Genomic DNA, 17,829 nt, shown 5'->3' with positions numbered 1-17,829 from the left:
TTTATATATGAAAATTAGATAACTGATTAAATAAAATAAAATTAATTAAAAGTATTATAAAGGAAACGATATTAATATATGCAATTACCTTACCGCGATACTTTGCTCCTATACGAAGATATAGGTACAAGCAGTATACCGCAAAGACCACAATAGATCCTATTGTTTTACTATCATACCAATAGAAAACACTATCTGATACATACGCCCAAACTACACCGAGTATTATAGATAGTAGTAGCAATGGTTGCGCAATTGTAATGGTTTGAAAAGACTTCAATTCCAAGCCTTCTAAGTCTTTTAATCTCCTTAACCATTTATAACCCTGTTTCATTTTTAATAATCGATACTGAATTAAAAATAACGCTGCTAATACAAATGAAACAGTAAATAATCCATAGGAGACAAACGCAAGTACAATATGGGATATTAACCATTCGTGCATGATCGTTTCTACAAAGGATGTGTCCGCTTGTTGAATGGATAAAGCAACATGTAATAGTAGAACCAAAAACCCTGCGATACTCATGAAAAATAAAAAGAATTCCACTCTTACAAATCGATGTATAAATAAGGACATAGCTACAATTATCCAGCTATAGGCATACAATCCACCTGTAAAGGATTGAATCGGAAATGTGGAAGACTGAATGAATGAAACCAATAAAAAAATGGTTTGAAGGAGCCAAACCATTGAAAGTAACCAAAAAGCAATTTGATTTGCTTTTCGATTATGATACAAAAAGTCTAAAAAGTAAAAGAAAACTGTACTCCCGTAAATTATTAGTAAAATTTCATAAAAAAACTTTGGAGCAATCATAAATAACCGTCCTCTTAACGTGTTATAACTTTTTTCAATTTATCAAATGATCCAGATTCCTTTTTATCAAAAGAAAGGATCTTAGCTAGATCGGTTTCATCTTGCATTTCTTCGACATCACTTTCTATGTCAAAGATTCTAGTAAATAATGCTAATGATTCTGCAGCATTTTTTTCACCAGCTAATTCTTTTGCTTGTAAGATTGGCTGCTTTAGCAATTGATTCACAATGCTTTTTGTATGTTTATTTAATACTTTTCGTTCTCGTTCTGTTAAATTAGGCATCTTTCGTTCAATACTTTTCATCGTTTCATCTTGTATTTCTAGTGCTTGTTCACGCAAAGCAGTAATAATTGGAACTACGCCTAACGTTTGCATCCATGCTTTAAAATTAACAATAAGTTCTTCTATCCATAATTCAATTTCCATTGAAGCCTGTTGACGAATTTCTTTATTTGAATCAACGACTCCCTGTAAATCATCTATATCGTACAAAAACACATTTTCTAATTCATTTAAATTTGGATCTAAGTCTCTTGGAACAGCAATATCAACTAAAAACAATGGTTTACCTTTTCTCTTTTTGTGAATAGGTAATACTTGATCCTTTGTAAGAATATAGTTATCAGCACCAGTAGAACTAATGATGATATCGACATCTTGAATCGTTTCATTTAAAACACTTGTAGACTTTGCCACCCCATTAAAAAGTCTTGCAATTTCTTCTGCTTTTTCAACAGTACGGTTCATAACAGTTACTTGCTTAGCACCTGAACCATATAAATTCTTAGCAGCAAGCTCGCCCATTTTTCCAGCACCAATAATTGCAACATGCTTGTTTGTTAAATCCCCAAAAATCTTCTTTGCTAATTCCACTGCAGCATAACTAACTGATACAGCATTATCACCTATATCTGTTTCTCGGTGCGCTCGCTTCGCAAGCGTAATAGCTTGTTTAAATAACTCATTAAAAATCGTACCCGTATGCTTATTTGATTGTGCTAACATGAAAGAGTCTTTTACTTGACCAAGAATTTGCGTCTCGCCAACGACCATAGAATCTAGTCCTGCGGAAACACGAAATAAATGCTCAATTGCAGCATCATTTTCATAAATAATCAAATGAGGAGCAAATACTTCTTTATCTATTTCAAACCAATCAGCCAAAAATTGTTTGATAAAGTATCTTCCAGTATGCAATTGGTCAACTACAGCATACACCTCAGTGCGATTGCATGTAGAGAGAATTACATTTTCCAATATACTTTTTCTTTCATTTAATTCCTTCATTGCTTCTTCCAATGAACTTGGTTGAAATGTAAGCTTTTCTCGAACTTCTACTGGCGCTGTTCGATAATTTATTCCAGCCGTTAATATATGCACCACTATCTACCCCCAAAAACAATAGCCTTACTTTCTCATCCTGTCCTATTATAACATTTCTTAATGTACAAAATCGCACAAATTTATGAACGTTTCATAACATTAAATATTTCATTGATCCTAACGACCAATGAAAAATGAAAAGATATTTAATTAACATGTTTTTTCTCTGTCAACGTATGCTAAAATTAATTATTGATATAATTTGTGATTAATTGTACTTTATCATAACCATTAAATTTAATCAAGAAATGAATACTAGTTAATAATTATTTTAATCTGATACTTTAGGAGAATTTTATTTTATGAAAAGAAAGAATTCGTTACTTGCTTATTTATTAATCGGAATCGGCCTTTACTTCCTTTTAAAAGAGCTTAAAATACCAATACTAACCGATTTTTATTCATGGCCCACTCTGCTTATACTAATTGGAGCGGCTTTTGTTTTTCATGCTTATTCTACTCGAGATTTTAAAAATATCTTCCCTGGAGCAATCTTATTAGGAATTGGGATTCATTTTCACGGCTTAAACCATTATGGATTTTGGATAGATCATTGGGGAATTTATCCCTTCATTATTGGCATAGCCTTCCTACTTAGGTTTTCTAAAACAAAGAATGGTTTGTTTCCGGGATTAATTTTAATTTTAATAGCTATTTTTGCTATATTTGTAGACAATAAACCAGGCTGGTTTAATTGGATTCATGAAACAGTCGCATTTATAGAAAGATTCTGGCCAGTACTACTAATTGGTTTTGGTATTTATCTTATAATGAAAAAAAAGTAAGACTTCAATTTTACAGAAGTCTTACTTTTTTATATGCAACAAATTAAAATTATGATTACCTAATAAATGACTCAATTAGTCGCCAAGCATCATCTTTTCCTTCTGCTGTTTCAGCAGAGAAAGGAATGACTTTGTCCGTTTCATCCATATTCAAGGTGTCTCGCACTCGTTTAATGTGCTTTGCACGTTTTGATTTTGGTATCTTATCTAATTTTGTTGCAACTACCATCACAGGAAGATCATGAAATTTTAGGAAATCATACATTCTTATATCATCTTTTGTAGGTTCATGCCGTATATCTACAATTAAAGCAGCCATTTTAAGGTTAGCTCTCTCTGTAAAATACTCCTCCATCATGCTGCCCCATTTTTCACGTTCTTTTTTGGACACTTTAGCATAACCATAACCTGGAACGTCTACAAAATGAAAGAAATCATTAATAATGTAAAAGTTAAGTGTTTGTGTTTTTCCAGGCTTGGAAGAGGTTCTGGCTAAATTTTTTCTATTAATTATTTTATTGATAAAAGAAGATTTCCCCACATTCGATCTTCCTGCCAGAGCTATTTCAGGTAATATACCTGTTGGGTATTGTTTTGGTGATACCGCACTTATTACTATATCAGCTTTTGTTACCTTCATTTTCATCCTCCATAAGCGCATACTCTAATACTTCATCAAGATGCTTTACCGGTATAAACGTAAGATCTTTTCTTACACTTTCCGGTATTTCTTCTAAATCCTTTTGATTGTCAAAAGGAATAATCACACTAGTTATACCCGCACGGTGCGCACTCAAGGATTTTTCTTTTAAGCCACCTATCGGTAAAACTCTTCCTCGAAGAGTTATTTCACCAGTCATTCCAACTTCTTTTTTAACTGGGCGATGTGTCAGAGCGGAAACTAATGCTGTTGCCATTGTAATTCCGGCAGATGGACCATCTTTAGGTGTAGCTCCTTCTGGAACGTGAATATGAATATCATACTTTTCATGGAAATCTGGCTCAATATTCCATTCTTTTGCACGCGATCGAATATAACTAAAAGCTGCTTGAGCAGATTCCTTCATCACATCTCCTAATTTCCCCGTTAGTGTTAGCTTACCTTTTCCAGGTGATAAACTAACTTCAATAGATAACGTGTCTCCACCAGCTGCAGTATAAGCTAATCCAGTAGCAGCTCCAACTTGATTTTCTTCTTCCATCATACCATAGCTGAATTTTGGCTTACCTAATAATTCCTCTAATTTTTGTGTAGTAACTACCACTCGTTTTTTTGATTCAGAAACGATTGTTTTTGCTGATTTTCTGCAAATAGATGCTAATTGTCTTTCTAATCCACGAACTCCAGCTTCTCTTGTATACATTCTTATCAATTTAAGTAAAGCATCCTCGCGAATTTGGAGCTGGCTTTTTGTTAATCCATTTTCTTTCAATTGTTTTTGAATTAAATGGTTTTTAGCGATATGAATTTTTTCAATTTCTGTGTAACCAGCGATTGAAATTACTTCCATTCTATCCAATAATGGCCGCGGAATAGTCGATAAATTATTTGCAGTAGCCACAAATAGTACCTGGGACAGGTCGTACGTTTCTTCTAAATAATGGTCACTGAAAGTGCTATTTTGTTCAGGATCTAACACTTCTAACATTGCAGAAGACGGGTCCCCTCGGAAATCATTTGCCATCTTGTCAATTTCATCTAGTAAAAAGACTGGATTTATAGTTTCTGCTTTTTTCATTCCTTGAATAATCCGACCAGGCATGGCACCTACATACGTTCTTCTATGTCCTCGAATTTCAGCTTCGTCACGTACTCCACCAAGCGAAATTCTGACAAAGTTACGATCAATTGATCGAGCAACTGATTTAGCTAAAGAGGTTTTACCAACACCTGGAGGACCTACGATGCAAAGTATTGGTCCCTTTAAAGAATTGGTAAGCTGTTGAACAGCTAAATACTCTAATATCCGTTCTTTTACTTTTTCCAAACCATAATGGTCCTCTTCTAGTATCTTAGAGGCGTGATTTATATTTAAATTATCTTCTGTTTTTTCATTCCATGGTATTGCGAGTAGCCAATCAATATAATTACGAATGACAGAACTTTCAGCTGAGCTTTGTGGAACTCTTTCATATCTTTCTAACTCTTTATTAGCTATTTTTTCAATTCTTTCTGGAAAATTAGCTTGTTCAATTTTTTCAGTGAGTTCTGATATTTCTCCAGTTTTCCCGTCGCGATCCCCTAATTCTTTTTGAATAGCCTTCATTTGCTCTCTTAAGTAATATTCTTTTTGCGTTTGTTCCATTGATTTTTTAATTCGTTGACCAATCTTTTTTTCTAATTCTACTACTTCTTTTTCATTAGAAATTATCTCTAATAATCGTTTCAATCGTTTGGTAACATCTGCTGTTTCTAATAAATTTTGTCGATCAGACATTTTTAATGATAAATGAGAAGCAATAATATCTGCAAACCTCGCTGGTTCTTCTATATCGGTTACAGTTGCTAACGTTTCTTTACTAACCTTTTTTGAAACCGTAACATACTGCTCAAACTGTTCTAATAAGGAACGCATTAGAGCATCTTCTTCATTTTTCTTACTATGCTTTTCATTCAGCTTTTGTATTTCTACATAAAACTGATCCTTCTCATCTAAAAACTCAAGAATTTCTGCTCGATATAATCCCTCTACAAGCACACGTATCGTACCGTTTGGTAATTTCAGCATCTGATTAACCTTTGCAACAGTTCCAGTTAAATAAATGTCTTCTTTACTCGGCTCATCCAATGCACTTTCTTTTTGAGCTGCTAAAAAGATAAGATGATCGTCAAGCATTGCTTTTTCTAGCGCTTGTACTGATTTATCTCGCCCAACGTCTAAATGCAAGACCATCGTTGGGAATACAATTAATCCCCTTAAAGGTAATAATGGCATCTTTAATTGTTTTTTTCTAGGCATATTGCACCTCCATGACTGACTTAATTGCTGCATCCACTTGTATAATTGATGGTTATATTCAATTAAAAGATCGAATGATTCAATTGCTTTACTTAGTCTTATTTTCTATAGAATAACCTTGATTCATATTAATATAAGTGTATAGAAAAGATAAATCGTTGTAAAATTTAAATGTTTATTCTTTTATATTTCTAACAAAAATAAGTAGAATCCCTTACTAAGTCAGCAAGGGATTCCTTAAATAAAACAATAAAATTGTTTAATTATGCACTCTCTTTAGGCTTTTGCTTGTTTTTGTCAATTACAGTACCATCTTCTTGTACGAGTTTAGGTTGCCCATTTTCTTTAAGAACTGTTTCTTTAGTTATAACGCACTTCTTAATATCATCTCGAGATGGTAATTCAAACATCACATCAAGCATAATTCCTTCAATAATCGAGCGTAACCCACGGGCTCCCGTTTTTCTTTCAATTGCTTTTTTAGCAATTTCAACAAGCGCCTCGTCTTCAAATTCTAATTCAACCTCATCAATATCAAATAATTTAATAAATTGTTTCACTAAGGCATTTTTAGGTTTGGTTAAAATTTCAACCAAGGCATCTTCATCAAGTGGTTCCAGACTTCCGATGACAGGTAAACGTCCAATAAACTCAGGAATTAAACCAAAACGCAACAAGTCTTCAGGTAACACTTTGGAAAGTAATTCTGCTTTGTCTAGATCTTGATTCTCATCATCAGCACCAAAGCCAATAACTTTTTTACCTAAACGACGTTTAACGATTTGCTCAATCCCATCAAATGCACCACCGCAGATGAATAAGATATTAGTCGTATCAATTTGAATGAATTCTTGATGTGGATGCTTTCTACCTCCTTGAGGCGGTACGCTAGCTGTCGTGCCTTCAAGAATTTTCAGTAATGCCTGCTGCACACCTTCACCAGAAACGTCTCTAGTTATAGATGGATTTTCAGACTTCCTAGCAACCTTATCGATTTCATCGATATAAATAATACCTTTTTCTGCTTTTTCTACATCATAGTCTGCAGCTTGAATTAATTTCAAGAGAATGTTCTCTACATCCTCCCCAACATATCCAGCTTCAGTTAATGAAGTCGCATCCGCAATAGCGAAAGGAACATTTAATATACGAGCTAATGTCTGAGCTAATAATGTTTTACCACTACCAGTTGGCCCAATCATTGCAATATTACTTTTAGCTAGTTCAACGTCATCTTTTCCTTTAGAAGAATTGATACGTTTATAATGATTATATACTGCAACAGAAAGATTTTTCTTTGCTTTTTCTTGACCTATAACATAATCATCTAAGATGTCGCAAATTTCTTGTGGCTTCGGAATATCTTTATATTCTACTTCTTCTTCCGTTCCTAATTCCTCTTCCACAATCTCTGTACATAATTCAATGCATTCATCACATATATATACACCTGGACCAGCTACTAATTTTCGAACTTGATCCTGACTTTTACCACAAAAAGAACATTTCAATTGGCCTTTTTCTTCATTAAATTTGTACATGGTATTCACCCCTTCAACTTAAGATATCTATAATTTCTAACAGTTCTATAATCGCAAATCATTCTGTAGGTAATCATAACAAATCATGCCTTAGATAAAAAGCAATACACATAATTTAGTTAAATCATTGGTTCATTCAGAATAACAGATGGAAGTTAACTTTTTCAAATAATTCGCTTTTGGTGGGTTTCATAAGGGAGTCTTATAATTGATTATGATATGTGGGATCTCTAATAGTATGCTAAATATGTATTTAAATTAAGCGATTTTTTAGAGAAAACAAGGCACATTTATGTGCGCCTTGTTTTCTCAATTAATTATTTACTTTGTTTTGCTGTTATCAGCTAAAACATCAATTGCTTTTTTGAATTTAATATCATCTTTTAATGCAGATGTATTTCCACCTAACATTTGCTTAATTTGTTCTGCTTCCATTTGATACATAGAAGCCATAGCTTCAATTTCTTTATCAACATCTTCATCAGAAACAACAATTTCTTCTTCAATGGCAATAGCTTCTAGAGTCAAGTTTGTTTTAACACGCTTAGCCGCATCTTCTTTCATTTGACCTTTTAGAGCATCTTCGTCTTGACCAGAGAATTGGAAATACATTTCAAGAGTCATACCTTGAGTTTGAAGGCGTTGTTCGAATTCTTTAAGCATGCGATCCAACTCTGAAGTAACCATTGCTTCAGGTACCTCAACCTCTGCATTATCAGAAGCTTGTTGAATTAATGATTCTTTTTTGTTGCTGTCTGCTTCAGCTTCTTTTTGCTCTTTTAAGCGATTTTTAATTTTTTCTTTTAATTCATCTAAGCTTTCAACTTCTTCATCGACATCTTTTGCAAATTCATCGTCAAGTTCAGGAAGTTCTTTTGCTTTAATTTCGTGAATCTTAACTTTAAAAGTTGCTTCTTTCCCAGCTAAGTTTTCAGCATGATATTCTTCAGGAAATGTAACATTTACATCGTACTCTTCTCCTGCTTTTTTACCAACTAGTTGTTCTTCAAATCCTGGAATGAAAGAACCTGATCCAATTTCAAGAGAATGATTTTCAGCGTTTCCACCTTCGAAAGCTTCTCCATCAACAAACCCTTCGAAGTCAATGACTACTGTATCACCATTTTCTACTTCGCCATCTTCTTTAACAACAAGTTCTGCTTGTTGTTCTTGTTGTTGTTTAAGATCATTCTCAACGTCTTCATCCGTAACCTCAGTAGAAACTTCCTCTACTTCTAAGCCTTTGTATTCACCAAGCTTCACTTCAGGTTTAACTGTAACTTTTGCAGTAAAAATTAAGTTTTTGCCTTTCTCGATTTGCTCAATGTCTACATCTGGTTGATCTACTGGTTCGATTCCAGTTTCTTCAATAGCGTTAGTGTATTCTCCTGGAAGAATAATATCTACCGCATCTTGGTATAATGATTCTACACCGAAACGCTTTTCAAACATGCCTCTTGGCATTTTACCCTTACGAAAACCAGGTACTTGTACTTGCTTCACTACTTTTTTAAATGCTTGATCTAATGCTTGATCAAATTTTTCAGCATCAACTTCAACAGTTAATTGGCCTACATTTCCTTCTTGTTTTTCCCATTTTGCAGTCATTCTTATTTCCCTCCAACATATTAAATACTTCTGTATATTTGACGTTCATTCAATATACAATCCTATAATAGACCGAACGCAAATTGCAACCATCTTATTATAACATAATTGTATTTGCTTTCAATAATAATACCATTTCGATGTTTTTCATTCATTTTCACCATTGAAACATGTACCGTTTTAACTACTTTTCCTTCAATTTTCGACAATTAAACGATACACAGTTTGCGCGTATTCTATTTGCTCCGTAATAATCTCTGTAACCTTGTCTATCTGAGTTTCTTCCACTTTAAGATCGAAGCTACTTCTAATATATCTCCGGATTGCCTCTGCTACGTATGGATATTCTTCCTCACTAGGTAAGAATGGTACAAAAACATACGCATACATATGCAAAATAGAATCAATTAATTGAAAGGAAGACGGTTCATTCGTTTCCATGTCTTCTAAATAATCTAAAATATCTTTATAAAATTCTTCAGTAATTAATTTATTATGAGAAGAAGGGGTGAAAGTAATGGCTCGATCAAATTTTGTTACCGTTAATTTCTCGTTAAATTCTATCGTTATGTAATAGTCCAGGATTGCACTTTTTATCACAGGATGAATAGATGGCATTTCAAGCATCTCACGCAATATTGGGATATCTTTTTTCCAACTAAGCTCATTCATCGACATGATGATCGACCATTGCTCTTTCGAATTTTGAGACAACAAAGCAGTATGAAGCTTGCCTTCGTATTCCTTTAGAATCTCTTGATCCTTCTGATTTTGCAGCTCTCTACTAAGTTGATATATTTCTTCGAGTTGCTTTAGAGTATCTGCATCTAGATTGTTTACCGATAGACTATCCTCAATAAATTCAATAACTTCAGGATATTGACTAGACTGAAATAAAAGTGTTGCATAAATATGGATGTATCCAGCAGTGTGACTGTCTTTTGTTTCAATTAAAGACTCACATAATGCTTCTGCTTCTAATTGAAGGTCTAACTCCATCATACAAATTAATAAGCCTGTCATCACTTCGTAACTATTATTCCCATTATTATAAAGTTGTTGAAGAGCTTTATATGCACGAGTAAAAGCTTTATCTTCTAGTGCTTGCTTCGCTTCTTTCTCCAAGTCATTTTGCCATTTCGGAAACATAATAATATTTTCATTCTTATCCTTCAAAATTTCACCCTCTCTCACATACAAAGTATAAATAAAATTATTTTGAAATGTAAAAAGCCTTATAAACATAAATGTTTACAAGGCTTAATTAGCGTCCCAGGCAGGATTCGAACCTGCGACCCACAGCTTAGAAGGCTGTTGCTCTATCCTGCTGAGCTACTGGGACATGGAGCGGGTGAAGGGAATCGAACCCTCATCATCAGCTTGGAAGGCTGAGGTTTTACCACTAAACTACACCCGCTTATTTATGTATTTTTTGTTAACAACTTTGTTAACGGACAAGTACCATTATATTAAGCCAAGGATATAAAGTCAACCTGTTTTTACTTCTAATTTTATTTTTTTATAGAATCAAGCATATTAAAAGATAAAATAATTTTAAAATATCTTTATAAAAGCAAGCTGGCGTTCTTTTACCAACCTGCTTTTACTGTTTAGTTAATCTAGTTTAGTTTCAAAATATAAAGATGAAATTTCTTTTCCTTCTAAAGTAAAATATCGAATTGATAGAAGATTTGTCGATTCATCAAAGTTTAACAGGGCATAAGACCCTGGATGAGCTCCTCTTGGTTGTCTTATACTTCCTGGATTTATGACTATTTGGTCACCTATTCTTTCTGCAACTGCAATATGAGAATGCCCGTGACAAATTATATTAGCTCCGAGCTCCTCTGCACGATAAGAAACATGCATCAAACTGCTCTTTATTTGAAAGAGGTGACCATGTGTACTATAGAAGTGAAGCTCTCCCAGCTTGAAGTCTATTTCTTCTTTATATCTGCTATCCATGTCACAATTACCCTGTACTCTGTAAAATCCATCTAACTCTTTAGCATCATAAGGGAGTTCTGAATCTCCACAATGAATCCGTGCATCTACATTTGGATAGCGGTCTTTAATTAATTGAACCTCTTCTTCCCATCCATGACTATCACTTACAATTAATACTTCAGACAACATTACCTCTCCTCATATCTCGTTTTTAACCAATCTTTTAATTGATGCATGGCCTGACGACGATGACTTATCTTATTCTTTTCATCCCCGGACATTTCAGCTAAGGTTACATCTTTTCCAATTGGAAAAAAGATTGGATCATATCCAAATCCATTTTCTCCTCTTGGGTTATTACTAATTCTTCCTTCACAAATACCTTTGGTTAATACTTCTTTTTTACCCGGTTCTACCACAGCTAAAACACAGATAAAACGTGCTGTTCTTTTATCATTTTCTATACCTTGAAGATTTTTTAGAACTTTTTCTAAATTCTTTTCATCATTTTTCTCAAGACCTGCATATCTTGCAGAATATACGCCAGGGTCCCCACCTAATGCGTCTACCTCTAAACCAGAATCATCAGCAATTACTGGCAACTGCAAAATATCCGCAATTCCTTTTGCTTTCAACAAAGCATTTTCCTCAAAAGTTGAGCCTGTTTCTTCTATATCTGGTAATGTCTCACCTAAATCTAATAAAGATTTAACTTCTACCTGATAAGGTGCAAATAACTTTTTAAAATCAACCATCTTACCTTGGTTCTTAGTTGCTATAATTATTTCTTTCATCGACTTAAACCCCTATTCAGCTTCTTTTTCTCCAATGGAATCAGCCCATTTTCCAATTACATCTTTTTGTAAAGCAAAGATTTGATTCATTCCATTCTCAGCTAATTCTAATAATTTTTGTAGTTGTTTCATAGAGAAAGTTGCTTCTTCTCCAGTCCCTTGAATTTCGACAAATTCATTACTTCCAGTCATGACAATATTCATGTCTACATGCGCAATGGAGTCTTCACTATATTGTAAATCTAAAATTTCTGTGCCATCAGGTGTTATACCTACAGAGGTAGCTGCTAAATAATCTTTAATAGGCAATTCCTTAATCGTTTCTTTGTCTACTAATTGACCAAGTGCAAGCACAACAGCAACAAACGCTCCTGTAATGGAAGCTGTTCTTGTACCACCATCGGCTTGGATTACATCACAATCCACCCAAATCGTTCTTTCTCCTAATTTGTCCAAATCCACAACTGCTCTTAAAGAACGTCCAATGAGACGCTGAATTTCCATTGTTCTTCCAGATACCTTACCTTTTGATGATTCCCTTATATTTCTTGTTTCAGTAGCTCGTGGAAGCATAGCGTATTCTGCAGTAATCCATCCTTTACCTTTTCCTCGCAAGAATGGTGGCACGCGTTCTTCTATACTAGCATTACAAATTACTTTTGTATTTCCAACTGAAATTAATACCGATCCTTCTGGATGGACCGTAAAGTTAGTTTCCATATTTATTTTTCTTAATTCATCTATTTCTCTACCCGAGTCTCGCATATATATCCTCCTTCAATTTCCTACTACATCTTAACATATTATGGCACTAAATATAACTTTCATCCATGCTCAGAGACAAATTACAAAAAGAAAAACTCCCTCTGTTTATAGAGAGAGTTAGTAGAAGATTTAGATGTTTTCAGTAGGTACAAAATAATCTCTTGAAACTGGTACATCATAAGATTCTCCAGCTTCGTTCACTAGCCGGTCATGATTTTCTACATTTACCTCTACTGCTTCCACTTCTTCATTTTCTGTTAGAGATAATACTAATACTTGCATAACTTCTTCTGCAATCATACTTTTTTCACTATCAGAAAGAATATTCTCATTAAAGGTTAATGTTAATACCCCATCATGGATGACTGGGTCCTCCGTTAATGTCGTTCCAGTGTTTATCATATTCAATAACGATGAGGAAAAATTCGGTCCTTTTAATAAAGCTTGTACAATCGATTGATATGGATTGTTATTCTCCGTATTAATATGAGTAGTAACAGGAACATAATTTACAGCTGTATCCTTTTGTGTAGGAAAGTAAAGCGTCACGGCTTTACTTTCCATAATGTCTAGTCCATCATTTGATTGAATATTAATTCCATTTGCTCTAGAATAACCTTCCTGTATTGGTGTCCCATTTACAGGCATCACTTGTTGCTCTTCACCATTTATCCATAGCTTTATATTATTAACATTTTCGAATTGGGTCAGCGTATATGTCATGGCTTCAAGAATTTTCAGTTCTTCCTCTGCTTGATAATTTTTAAAATCCTCAGAAACGTCTACTACAAGCGTTCCATTTGCTTCTAGATTTAGTGAATTAATTTCTGTCCCTGCAGGTAATACTGCTTGGTAACCTGAAGGAAGTAATGACGTAATCGGGCCATCTTTTACTAAATGTTCTAGTACTTGTTTCGCAACTTCTTTTGAACTAGGATTTGGAAGTTCAACTGTATGTGGTACAACTAATCCACTTTCATCTAATAAATAAATCTGTCTAGATATAGTTTTTTGTTCACTTACTTCATCCAATCCAGCCTCTGCCTCTGTTTCTTCATTGCTTTCTTTATCATCCATTCCCACTTCTATTTCCTCAGATTCTAACGTTTCATCGCCTATTGTTGCAGTTTCTGGAGGGGCATCTATATTTTCACTTGTTTGTTCTCCTTCAAAAATGCCACACCCTACTAACAAAAATAAACAAAGCTGTGTTAACAACACTAATTTCAATACCGAATACTTCATATTGCTTATCCCTCCCACGATGATTTGTACTACTATGTATACGAGCATCATCTGGAAATAGACCAAGCATAATCAAAAGTTATTATTTCGGAATTCCAATTACTGAAGCTACTATGTTTTTCACACACAAAAAAACAGCATTCAATAACCATGCTGCTCCTAGTGTGTATAAATAATAAATTTCTGCAAAAAGATATATCTCTGTGGCAGAAATATGTAAATCCCGATTATAAAAAATGTGAGATTGGTTATTCGTTGATTATTGATGGCTTATAAAATAATAGTTTCCACATCGTCTAGTTTTTCGCCAATCCAATTTGAGGCGATCTGTGCAAATACTTCTCTTTCCCCTGTGGTATAAAACTGATAAGTTGGCTCTTGTTCGCCTTGGTACAATTTTCGCTGATAACCTAATATAGCACTTACTTCTCTTGCAGTTTCTTCGCCTGATGAGATAATTGTTACTTGGTGACCAATCACTTCTTGAATAACATCTTTAATCATCGGATAATGCGTACACCCCAGAATTAATGTATCCATTTTTGGATGATGCATTAATGGTTGTAAAGAATCTCGGACAACTTGATAAGCTTTTTCACCAGAAAATGCACCTGACTCAACAAGAGGTACAAACGCTGGGCAAGCCAAGTCTTGTACCGTTATCCCGTCATTTATACTTAAGAGCGCTTGTGGATAAGCTTTACTATTGATCGTACCCTGTGTTCCAATCACACCGATCTCGGCAGTTTGTGATACGGAAATTGCTGCTCTTGCACCAGGTAAAATGACACCAATAACAGGTATAGGTAACTCTTTTCTTAGTATATCCAAAGTAAAAGCTGTAGCAGTATTACAAGCTATTACAAGCATTTTTATATTTTTTTTCATTAAAAAGCGAACCATTTCCCATGTATAGGTAATAACTTCTTCCTTCGTTCTTGGTCCATACGGACATCGTAATGTATCACCTAAGTAAATTAAGGATTCTTTTGGTAGCTGCCTGATCAATTCACTTGCTACCGTCAAACCACCTACACCTGAATCTATTACTCCAATCGGCTCTTTCATGCCAATCCCCTCTTCATCTAGTCTACTTTTTTCATGTTGTCATGCATCATATGAAGTAATACCGATAACGTCTCTATATCCGTATTAGGCACGTTAGCCAAAACCTCTGTTAAATATTCTTGACGCTTTAGAATAACTTCTTTAATCACTCGTTGCCCTTTTTCTAATAAATGTATACGAACAACACGTCGATCCTTACTATCTTTAACTCTCTCTACTAATTCATTTTTTTCCATTCGATCCACTAAGTCAGTGGTCGTACTAAAAGCTAAATGTATTTTCGATGATAATTCACCTAATGTTAAATCGCCGTATTCTGATAAAAATTGCAAAGCAATAAATTGAGGTGCCGTTAATTGATAGTTATTCAATATTTTTCGGCCTTTTTGCTTAATAATTCCTGCTATATACCTCAGTTCTTTTTCAACATCCGCAATTTTATCCGATGGTGGTGTATTTTGCAATCTATATTATCCTCCCTCTAATGAATAACAAACCTTTGCCCTTTATGATTAAGGTCATTTATTCTGGTTTTAATGTGAGATCCTGAGAAAAATTATATCTTAATAAAAAGCGTGTAAGAAAGCGTCCATACTTTTTATTAAAGTATAATAATGAAATGCGACCCCATCTTTTCTATTTTACCGAAAAAAATAAGATTGAGCACTTATTTTGCATAATATTGTAGAAAATCCTTTATTTTTTCTATCACAAATTGTACAAATTAATGATAAATAAGTTAAAATCATAAAAAATTCTATACACTTATCCTATGTTTTATTTTGATTTTTGCATCTCTTATTGATTATTTTGAAATTTACAAATTTAGTTCTGGAAATAGGCTGAGATTTGATCAATATTTTTTTTCGTAAAAAAAGTGAATGTATTTCTTAAGAACTCAGCGAAAACCAGTCATTCCTTTGAAGAATAACTGGTTTTTATTTAAAGCTTAAGCTCGCCCATTTGCAATAATTCGACTACAGCTTATAAGAAAATCCTCACGAATGACAGTTTAAAGCGAGTTTAAATAATTAACCCTGACATATTATAAAGAGGATACATAGTAGCCAATTGCCATAAAAATAAAAAAACTAAAACTCATAATCGCGTTCAGTATTATTAAAATTATGCTTCTATTTAATAAAGCAAAGGCTATTCCTATTGGTCCTATAATTTAAACAAGCATATAAAATGGACTGCTAATTTGGAACACAATGTTAGGTACCCATAGTAGTATACAAATTATAAAACAGGTCCAAGATAAAGTTTTGTAATCTTTAAACCTTTTCAAGTTCTCACCTCACTGCTCTCTTACATTTCTCAGAGACTCAAAACATCCTTAATAATAGATTTAAGCAGAAAAATAAAATTAGACATTTCTTGCAAGTGCTGTATTAAGAATTTTCTTCTATAAAAATCTCCGATCATCCCAAGTATAAGTTTTAGATCGTTATCATAATCAATTTCCCATATTTAACCATATAGATAATGGTATCACAATTTCATTATTCCTACTTGATTATTTTTGATTAAAAGTATAATTTTAACTATTTTTATAAATCCATCTTGCTTTATAATCATTTCTTTTAAGCTAATTTTCCTTAAAAAAGATTTTCTGGTTTTTCTAATGTAATTATATTTTTGAGTAATTAATAGCAATGCTAATATTACCTTTATCTTTTGATTGTGTTTGAAATATAAAAATCAAATGCAAAGAAAACCAGTTATTCCTTTGAAGAATAACTGGTTTTCATCTAAAGCTTTAATTCGCCCATTCGCAATAATTCCACTACAGCTTGTGAGCGCCCCTTTACCCCTAGCTTTTGCATAGCGTTTGATATATGATTGCGTACGGTTTTTTGTGAAATAAATAATTCTTCAGCTATTTCTTTTGTTGTTTTATCTTGTACCAGTAGTTCAAATACTTCTTTTTCACGTTTTGTTAAGAGTTGCTTTGGTCTGTAGTCACCATCTTTCAAATGTAAACCCCTCCTTGCTGAATTTAGGGTCTTAAAACATAGAGGGTTGCTATTTAGTCTTTATATCGTATGATTTTTATAAAGAATTGTGTGAGGGCTAGAGTGGAAAGATACGCAAAAAACCCCTCGTTCATGAAATGGACGAGGGGTAAAATCTATTTGCTATTATTATACACTGTCACTTCCAAAGAAATTTTTGAAAGATTGGATATTTGTATCACGATTTAAAGCTGCAATGGAAGTAGTAAGTGGAATCCCTTTAGGACAAACCTGAACACAGTTTTGTGAGTTCCCACAACCGGATATTCCACCATCCTCCATAAGTGCGTCTAAACGTTCACCTTTATTCATCTCACCTGTTGGATGAGCATTAAATAGACGTACTTGAGATAGGGGTGCTGGACCAATAAAATCAGAGCTACTATTAACATTTGGACATGCCTCTAAGCATACACCACATGTCATACATTTAGATAATTCATATGCCCATTGTCTTTTTGTTTCTGGCATTCTAGGTCCAGGCCCTAGATCATAAGTTCCATCAATCGGAATCCATGCTTTTACCTTTTTAAGAGAGTCAAACATTCTACTACGATCAACCACAAGGTCACGCTCTACAGGAAATGTCGCCATTGGTGCGATTCTTATCGGTTGTTCTAATTGGTCGACTAAAGTAGAACAAGCTTGTCTTGGTTCATCGTTTATAACCATCGAACACGCGCCACAAACTTCTTCTAAACAGTTAGATTCCCAATTTACTGGTGAAGTCTTTTCTCCATCAGCATTAATAGGAAAGCGTTGTGTTTCCATTAATGCTGAAATTATATTCATATTTTTACGATAGTTTACCTCAAAGGTCTCCACATAGGGAGAAGAATCAGGATTATCTTGACGTGTAATAATTAGTTTTAATGTTTCTTGAGCCATCTTTC

16 protein-coding genes and 2 tRNA genes are annotated in these 17,829 nt (G+C 33.8%); 1 reads left to right on the top strand and 17 read right to left on the bottom strand.

The window, feature by feature from the left end:
• Window position 1 precedes the first annotated feature (1 nt).
• Window positions 2-820 (bottom strand): cytochrome C assembly family protein, encoded by an 819-nt coding sequence (locus DFR57_RS11585; protein ID WP_114353344.1) that lies wholly within the window; start codon window positions 818-820, stop codon window positions 2-4.
• A gap of 14 nt (window positions 821-834) precedes the next feature.
• Entirely contained in the window at window positions 835-2,202 is a 1,368-nt protein-coding gene (hemA, locus tag DFR57_RS11580; protein WP_114353448.1) for a glutamyl-tRNA reductase, read from the bottom strand.
• A gap of 305 nt (window positions 2,203-2,507) precedes the next feature.
• On the opposite strand from hemA, the gene DFR57_RS11575 reads away from it, so the two are divergent.
• Window positions 2,508-2,990, top strand: a complete 483-nt coding sequence (locus DFR57_RS11575) for a LiaI-LiaF-like domain-containing protein (protein WP_114353343.1) — start codon at window positions 2,508-2,510, stop codon at window positions 2,988-2,990.
• Between the two features lie 55 nt (window positions 2,991-3,045).
• Here the strand turns inward: DFR57_RS11575 and yihA are convergent, their stop codons facing one another.
• The 15 genes from yihA to sdhB form a co-directional block, all read right to left on the bottom strand.
• Window positions 3,046-3,630, bottom strand: a complete 585-nt coding sequence (yihA, locus tag DFR57_RS11570) for a ribosome biogenesis GTP-binding protein YihA/YsxC (RefSeq protein ID WP_114353340.1) — start codon at window positions 3,628-3,630, stop codon at window positions 3,046-3,048.
• Window positions 3,611-5,950 (bottom strand): endopeptidase La, encoded by a 2,340-nt coding sequence (gene lon / locus DFR57_RS11565; protein ID WP_114353338.1) that lies wholly within the window; start codon window positions 5,948-5,950, stop codon window positions 3,611-3,613. The genes yihA and lon overlap by 20 nt, the downstream gene beginning before the upstream one ends.
• Window positions 5,951-6,213: 263 nt before the next feature.
• Complete coding sequence (gene clpX / locus DFR57_RS11560; protein ID WP_114353336.1) at window positions 6,214-7,491, bottom strand: ATP-dependent protease ATP-binding subunit ClpX; 1,278 nt, start codon at window positions 7,489-7,491, stop codon at window positions 6,214-6,216.
• 321 nt (window positions 7,492-7,812) lie between these two features.
• Window positions 7,813-9,099, bottom strand: coding sequence for a trigger factor (tig, locus tag DFR57_RS11555; protein WP_114353333.1), 1,287 nt, complete (start codon window positions 9,097-9,099; stop codon window positions 7,813-7,815).
• Window positions 9,100-9,294: 195 nt separating this feature from the next.
• Window positions 9,295-10,275 (bottom strand): DUF3196 family protein, encoded by a 981-nt coding sequence (locus tag DFR57_RS11550; RefSeq protein ID WP_114353331.1) that lies wholly within the window; start codon window positions 10,273-10,275, stop codon window positions 9,295-9,297.
• Between the two features lie 92 nt (window positions 10,276-10,367).
• Window positions 10,368-10,441, bottom strand: a tRNA-Arg gene (locus DFR57_RS11545).
• A 1-nt stretch (window position 10,442) separates the two neighbouring features.
• Window positions 10,443-10,516, bottom strand: a tRNA-Gly gene (locus tag DFR57_RS11540).
• Window positions 10,517-10,713: 197 nt separating this feature from the next.
• A complete protein-coding gene (locus DFR57_RS11535) occupies window positions 10,714-11,232 on the bottom strand; it encodes a YfcE family phosphodiesterase (protein ID WP_114353330.1) in 519 nt (172 codons plus the stop codon).
• Between the two features lie 2 nt (window positions 11,233-11,234).
• Window positions 11,235-11,840 carry an XTP/dITP diphosphatase gene (locus tag DFR57_RS11530; RefSeq protein WP_114353329.1) on the bottom strand — a complete coding sequence of 202 codons (606 nt, stop codon included), beginning with the start codon at window positions 11,838-11,840 and terminating at the stop codon, window positions 11,235-11,237.
• A gap of 12 nt (window positions 11,841-11,852) precedes the next feature.
• A complete protein-coding gene (gene rph / locus DFR57_RS11525; RefSeq protein ID WP_114353327.1) occupies window positions 11,853-12,605 on the bottom strand; it encodes a ribonuclease PH in 753 nt (250 codons plus the stop codon).
• 129 nt (window positions 12,606-12,734) lie between these two features.
• Window positions 12,735-13,850 (bottom strand): GerMN domain-containing protein, encoded by a 1,116-nt coding sequence (locus DFR57_RS11520; RefSeq protein WP_114353326.1) that lies wholly within the window; start codon window positions 13,848-13,850, stop codon window positions 12,735-12,737.
• A gap of 270 nt (window positions 13,851-14,120) precedes the next feature.
• Window positions 14,121-14,918: a glutamate racemase gene (racE, locus tag DFR57_RS11515; protein ID WP_114353324.1), complete on the bottom strand. Its 798-nt coding sequence runs from the start codon at window positions 14,916-14,918 to the stop codon at window positions 14,121-14,123.
• 17 nt (window positions 14,919-14,935) lie between these two features.
• Complete coding sequence (locus DFR57_RS11510) at window positions 14,936-15,382, bottom strand: MarR family winged helix-turn-helix transcriptional regulator (RefSeq protein WP_114353322.1); 447 nt, start codon at window positions 15,380-15,382, stop codon at window positions 14,936-14,938.
• A gap of 1,290 nt (window positions 15,383-16,672) precedes the next feature.
• Window positions 16,673-16,897 carry a helix-turn-helix domain-containing protein gene (locus DFR57_RS11505; protein ID WP_114353321.1) on the bottom strand — a complete coding sequence of 75 codons (225 nt, stop codon included), beginning with the start codon at window positions 16,895-16,897 and terminating at the stop codon, window positions 16,673-16,675.
• Window positions 16,898-17,065: 168 nt separating this feature from the next.
• Complete coding sequence (gene sdhB / locus DFR57_RS11500) at window positions 17,066-17,824, bottom strand: succinate dehydrogenase iron-sulfur subunit (protein WP_114353320.1); 759 nt, start codon at window positions 17,822-17,824, stop codon at window positions 17,066-17,068.
• Window positions 17,825-17,829: the final 5 nt, after the last annotated feature.

Source organism: Saliterribacillus persicus (assembly GCF_003337485.1).
GTDB classification, from domain to species: Bacteria; Bacillota; Bacilli; order Bacillales; family Amphibacillaceae; genus Saliterribacillus; species Saliterribacillus persicus.
This window is presented reverse-complemented; position numbering and strand designations above follow the sequence as displayed.

What these genes read in the sequence shown, in the direction of transcription:
- yihA (WP_114353340.1), bottom strand. Translation starts at nt 3,630, where the DNA reads ATGAAGGTAACAAAAGCTGATATAGTAATAAGTGCGGTATCACCAAAA.
- DFR57_RS11520 (WP_114353326.1), bottom strand. Translation starts at nt 13,850, where the DNA reads ATGAAGTATTCGGTATTGAAATTAGTGTTGTTAACACAGCTTTGTTTA.
- rph (WP_114353327.1), bottom strand. Translation starts at nt 12,605, where the DNA reads ATGCGAGACTCGGGTAGAGAAATAGATGAATTAAGAAAAATAAATATG.
- DFR57_RS11530 (WP_114353329.1), bottom strand. Translation starts at nt 11,840, where the DNA reads ATGAAAGAAATAATTATAGCAACTAAGAACCAAGGTAAGATGGTTGAT.
- clpX (WP_114353336.1), bottom strand. Translation starts at nt 7,491, where the DNA reads ATGTACAAATTTAATGAAGAAAAAGGCCAATTGAAATGTTCTTTTTGT.
- racE (WP_114353324.1), bottom strand. Translation starts at nt 14,918, where the DNA reads ATGAAAGAGCCGATTGGAGTAATAGATTCAGGTGTAGGTGGTTTGACG.
- tig (WP_114353333.1), bottom strand. Translation starts at nt 9,099, where the DNA reads ATGACTGCAAAATGGGAAAAACAAGAAGGAAATGTAGGCCAATTAACT.
- DFR57_RS11585 (WP_114353344.1), bottom strand. Translation starts at nt 820, where the DNA reads ATGATTGCTCCAAAGTTTTTTTATGAAATTTTACTAATAATTTACGGG.
- sdhB (WP_114353320.1), bottom strand. Translation starts at nt 17,824, where the DNA reads ATGGCTCAAGAAACATTAAAACTAATTATTACACGTCAAGATAATCCT.
- DFR57_RS11575 (WP_114353343.1), top strand. Translation starts at nt 2,508, where the DNA reads ATGAAAAGAAAGAATTCGTTACTTGCTTATTTATTAATCGGAATCGGC.
- lon (WP_114353338.1), bottom strand. Translation starts at nt 5,950, where the DNA reads ATGCCTAGAAAAAAACAATTAAAGATGCCATTATTACCTTTAAGGGGA.